This is a genomic window from Mesorhizobium sp. M7A.T.Ca.US.000.02.2.1, assembly GCF_003996995.1.
GTDB lineage: Bacteria > Pseudomonadota > Alphaproteobacteria > Rhizobiales > Rhizobiaceae > Mesorhizobium.
In genome coordinates this window covers 1-3,741 of sequence record NZ_RZTT01000512.1, presented here as the reverse complement: position 1 = coordinate 3,741, position 3,741 = coordinate 1, and the positions used below count along the sequence as shown (strand labels likewise).

General features: G+C 61.0%; 4 protein-coding genes. 2 read left to right on the top strand and 2 right to left on the bottom strand.

Annotation, left to right across the window (positions count from 1 at the left end):
- Positions 1-933 (bottom strand): ABC transporter substrate-binding protein (locus tag EOD15_RS30515; protein WP_127409130.1); only part of this gene is annotated, 933 nt, incomplete at its 3' end.
- Positions 934-1,054: 121 nt separating this feature from the next.
- Here EOD15_RS30515 and EOD15_RS30510 point away from each other — a divergent pair.
- The gene (locus EOD15_RS30510; RefSeq protein ID WP_050596708.1) at positions 1,055-1,960 is read left to right on the top strand and encodes a LysR family transcriptional regulator; all 906 of its coding nucleotides are present in this window, start codon (positions 1,055-1,057) and stop codon (positions 1,958-1,960) included.
- A gap of 30 nt (positions 1,961-1,990) precedes the next feature.
- Here EOD15_RS30510 and EOD15_RS30505 read toward each other — a convergent pair whose 3' ends face one another.
- On the bottom strand, positions 1,991-2,596 hold the full coding sequence (locus EOD15_RS30505; protein WP_127321540.1) for a hypothetical protein: 606 nt from the start codon (positions 2,594-2,596) through the stop codon (positions 1,991-1,993).
- Between the two features lie 147 nt (positions 2,597-2,743).
- On the opposite strand from EOD15_RS30505, the gene cysE reads away from it, so the two are divergent.
- Positions 2,744-3,592 (top strand): serine O-acetyltransferase, encoded by an 849-nt coding sequence (gene cysE, locus EOD15_RS30500; protein ID WP_013531333.1) that lies wholly within the window; start codon positions 2,744-2,746, stop codon positions 3,590-3,592.
- Positions 3,593-3,741: the final 149 nt, after the last annotated feature.

Below are 3,741 nucleotides of genomic sequence, written 5' to 3'. Positions count from 1 at the left end.
GTTGTCGGCGGCGCCGTTCTCCAGATTAAGATCCATCACCGTGTCGAATATCCCGTGCAACGTGTCTTTTTCTCCCGGCTTGCCCATGTAGGCCAGGGATTCTGCAAGCGTCGTGTAGGACAGGCTGGAGTTGACGATGTCGGTCACTTCGGCAGGCGTCAGGCCGAAATGCTTGGACGCCATGTCGGCGAATTTTTCCGGCTCGGCCTTGATGAAATCGATCGCCTCATAGATGCAGCCGAGAAATTTTGCGTATTTGTCGGGGTTCGCCTTGAAGTCGTCGTTGCGGGCGATGATCGCGTCGATGATGATGCCGCGATGATCCTTGGACGAGATCAGCATGCGGGCACCGGTGCGGGTCGAGGCCTTCAGCGCCTGCGACATGAAAGGTTCGTAGGTCGCGATCGCGGCGATCGATTCATCGACGAAAACCGCGCCCGTATCGGCCGTCGCGATGTCCTTGATCTGAAGATCCTTCAGCGACAGGCCGGCCTGCTTCAACTCCATCTGCAGCAGTAGGCGCGAAGGGATGTTGGGCTCGGCCGCGACGACCTTGCCCTTGAGATCGGCAACCGACTTGATCTTGTCATCGGTGATGACGCCGTCGCCGCCGACGGATTCGTCGATCGTGCCGATGATGATGCCGGGCGTCGAAGCATCGCGCGGGCGCCCCTGATATTCGCCGACCGAGCGCATCTGCATCTCGATGTCGCCGCGCGCCATCGCCGCCATGACGTTGGTCAGGTCGTCCTCGAACTTGATGCTGACATCAAGGCCCTTGGCGGTGAAGCAGCCAAGGTCGCTGGCGATATGGACAGGCGCAAATCCCAGCCATGTCGGCGCTAGGATGCGGATCTGGTCGGCGCTGAGGGCGAGCTGCGAACTGGTGAGCAGCAGGGCTGCGGACAAGGCGGTGCCGAGTAACGGTTTCATGATTGTTCCCCAATTTTGTTCCGTACAGGCTCGCGATTTCAGACATTGATGTAAATGAGTTTATTTAGAACGATACATCGAATAACATCGATGCTTCGTTCTGTGCATCATGGGGAATGGCATGCGCCGGCTGGACAATATCGATATCCGCCTGCTGCGCGTTTTCGTGGCGCTGGCCGATTCAGGCGGGTTCGCCGCTGCGCAAATCACGCTCAACCTGTCACAGCCGACGCTGAGCACGCATCTGGCGGAACTGGAGAAACGCATCGGTGCCCAGCTCTGCCATCGCGGGCGCAAGCAATTCCGCCTGACCGAGGTTGGACAGGCAACCTACGATGCGGCGCAGAAGCTGTTCCGCGACCTTGATGATTTCGGACATCGCATCAATGCAGCCAGCGGCAGCCTGTCGGGCCGCTTGCGGGTTGGCACGTCGGATGGGGTCTTCACCAGTGGCGAACTGGGTATCCAGCACGCGCTCAGCCGCTTCATGGGGCCCGATTCCGACGTCTTCATCGACCTTTCGGTGGGTACGCCGTCAGAACTCGAGCAACAAGTTGCCGATGGCGGTCGCGACGTTGTCATCGGGCCGCTGTCGCAGAAAGCGCCTGGGGTCGTCTATCGCGACTATTGCGGCGAACCGCATCTTCTCTATTGCGGCCGCCGGCATCCGCTCTTTGCGATGCCCGATTCAAGGATCGATCAAGGCGCCGTCGATGCCGCGCGGTTCTCGGTGCGCAGCTATCGACATTTCGACGACCTCTACCTGGTCGGCCATCCCAGGGCGAGTGCATCGGTCGTTCACATGGAGGCGCAGTTGATGCTGATCCTGTCGGGCAATTTCATCGGCTTTCTGCCATGCCATTTTGCCGATCCCTGGGTTGCGGCCGGAGACATGCGGGCCATCAAGCCAAGGGCCTATTCGTTCAGTTCCATACACCGCGTCGCCTATCGCAAGACCGACGCGCAGCGCTCGCTTGTTCAGGCGTTTCTCGGTGCATTGTTCGATGCAACGCCCGTGGCGGGATAGGGAGACATGCAAGCGCGCCACCGGCGAAGATCACAAAGAGGTTTGCAGGGCCTGCAATGACCGCGTCATGTTCTCCCTGGCCTGCGGTTCGAAGCGCTGGCGAAACTCTTGCGTGTGGAAGATGTGCGGGTGGGCGAGGAAAGTCTTCAGGACCGCACTGCGTCCGGCTCGCCACATCGGCTCCTCCACCCAGTGGTACTCGCGCCGCACGGCGCGCTCATAGGCGTCGAAGGCGTCCGGCGCGGCTCCCAGGATCGACAAGTCCATATCCAGGAAAAGACTTGCGTCCCGTGTGGCCGCCGCGTCTTCGAACGGCGGCACCTGGTGCGTGGCGGTGGCGACGATCATTGCCGAGATGCGGTTGAGGCGTGAAGGATTTGCGCGGCCCGCCAGCTTTTTCTCGGCAAGGGCAGCACTTTGCGCCTCATTGTCCTTGGCCTTGCTGTCATAGACGGCATCGTGGAACCAGATCGCTGCTTCGATCGCCTCGGGGTCGCCGAGCAATTCTCGACAGTCGCCAGCGAGCGCCAGCATCGCCTCGATATGGGCAAGGTTGTGATAGTGGCGGCCTGGCGCCCGGTAGAGAGCCGAAAGCTCGCTTTTCAGCGCGTCGTCGATCAACGGTTCGTTTTCCATGGCTGCTTGAATTCCCGCGAACCAAATCCATTTGACAAAGCACTAAGGAAAATTGAGTTCAATCGTGCTATGATCTGGCTTATATGTGCGGCCCGGCAACAGGCAAGCACAACAGGCAAGCCCGGCAGGACGCAGGACGAGACGGCCATGAACAGCATCAGCATTTCCCGACACAGCGCATTGAAGCCGGTCGATCCGATCTGGCGTTCGATCCGCGACGAGGCCATGGAGGCTGTCAACCGCGACCCGCTGCTCGCTGCATTCCTCTATTCGACCATCCTCAACCAGGACAGCCTGGAAGAAGCAGTCATTCATCGGCTGGCCGAGCGGCTGGCGCACCAGGACATCGGCTCCGATCTCATCCGCCAGACGTTCAAGTCCATGCTGGCCGACGACAAGGAGTGGCCGACGACGGTGCGTGTCGACATCCAGGCCTATTACGATCGCGATCCGGCTTGCGACCGCTTCATCATGCCTGTGCTTTATTTCAAGGGTTTCCACGCCATACAGACCCATCGGCTGGCGCATTGGCTGTGGAACCAGGGGCGCAAGGATTTCGCGCTCTACCTGCAGAGCCGCTCGTCCTCGGTCTTCCAGACCGACATCAACCCCGCCGCCCGCATCGGCAAGGGCATCTTCATCGACCACGCCACCGGCCTCGTGGTCGGCGAGACCGCGGTCATCGAGGACGACGTGTCGATCCTGCATGGCGTGACGCTGGGCGGCACCGGCAAGGCCGGCGGCGACCGTCACCCCAAGATCCGCTATGGCGTGCTGATCGGCGCCGGCGCCAAGATCCTCGGCAACATCGAAATCGGCCATTGCTCGAAGATAGCGGCCGGCTCGGTGGTGCTGTCGCCAGTGCCGCACAACAAGACGGTTGCCGGCGTGCCGGCCCGCGTCGTCGGTGAGACCGGCTGCGATCAGCCGTCGCGCCAGATGGACCAGCTTCTGCCGTCGCAGACGATGGATCAGGTCGTCAGTTTCGACATCTGATTTTCACGGCGCCGTCGTCTGCTGTCGGATTCCGGCCGCGGGCAGGAGCGGGCGGTTGTCTCGCCTTATCAGGCCGCTTGCCTTTACATCGCCATTGTCGACGTGCCAGAAGCGCGTTCGAACGAGCAAGCCCGATGATCGGAGAAGAC

Coding starts and splice junctions, on each gene's coding strand:
- EOD15_RS30510 (WP_050596708.1), top strand. CDS start 1,055: ATGCGCCGGCTGGACAATATCGATATCCGCCTGCTGCGCGTTTTCGTG.
- EOD15_RS30505 (WP_127321540.1), bottom strand. CDS start 2,596: ATGGAAAACGAACCGTTGATCGACGACGCGCTGAAAAGCGAGCTTTCG.
- cysE (WP_013531333.1), top strand. CDS start 2,744: ATGAACAGCATCAGCATTTCCCGACACAGCGCATTGAAGCCGGTCGAT.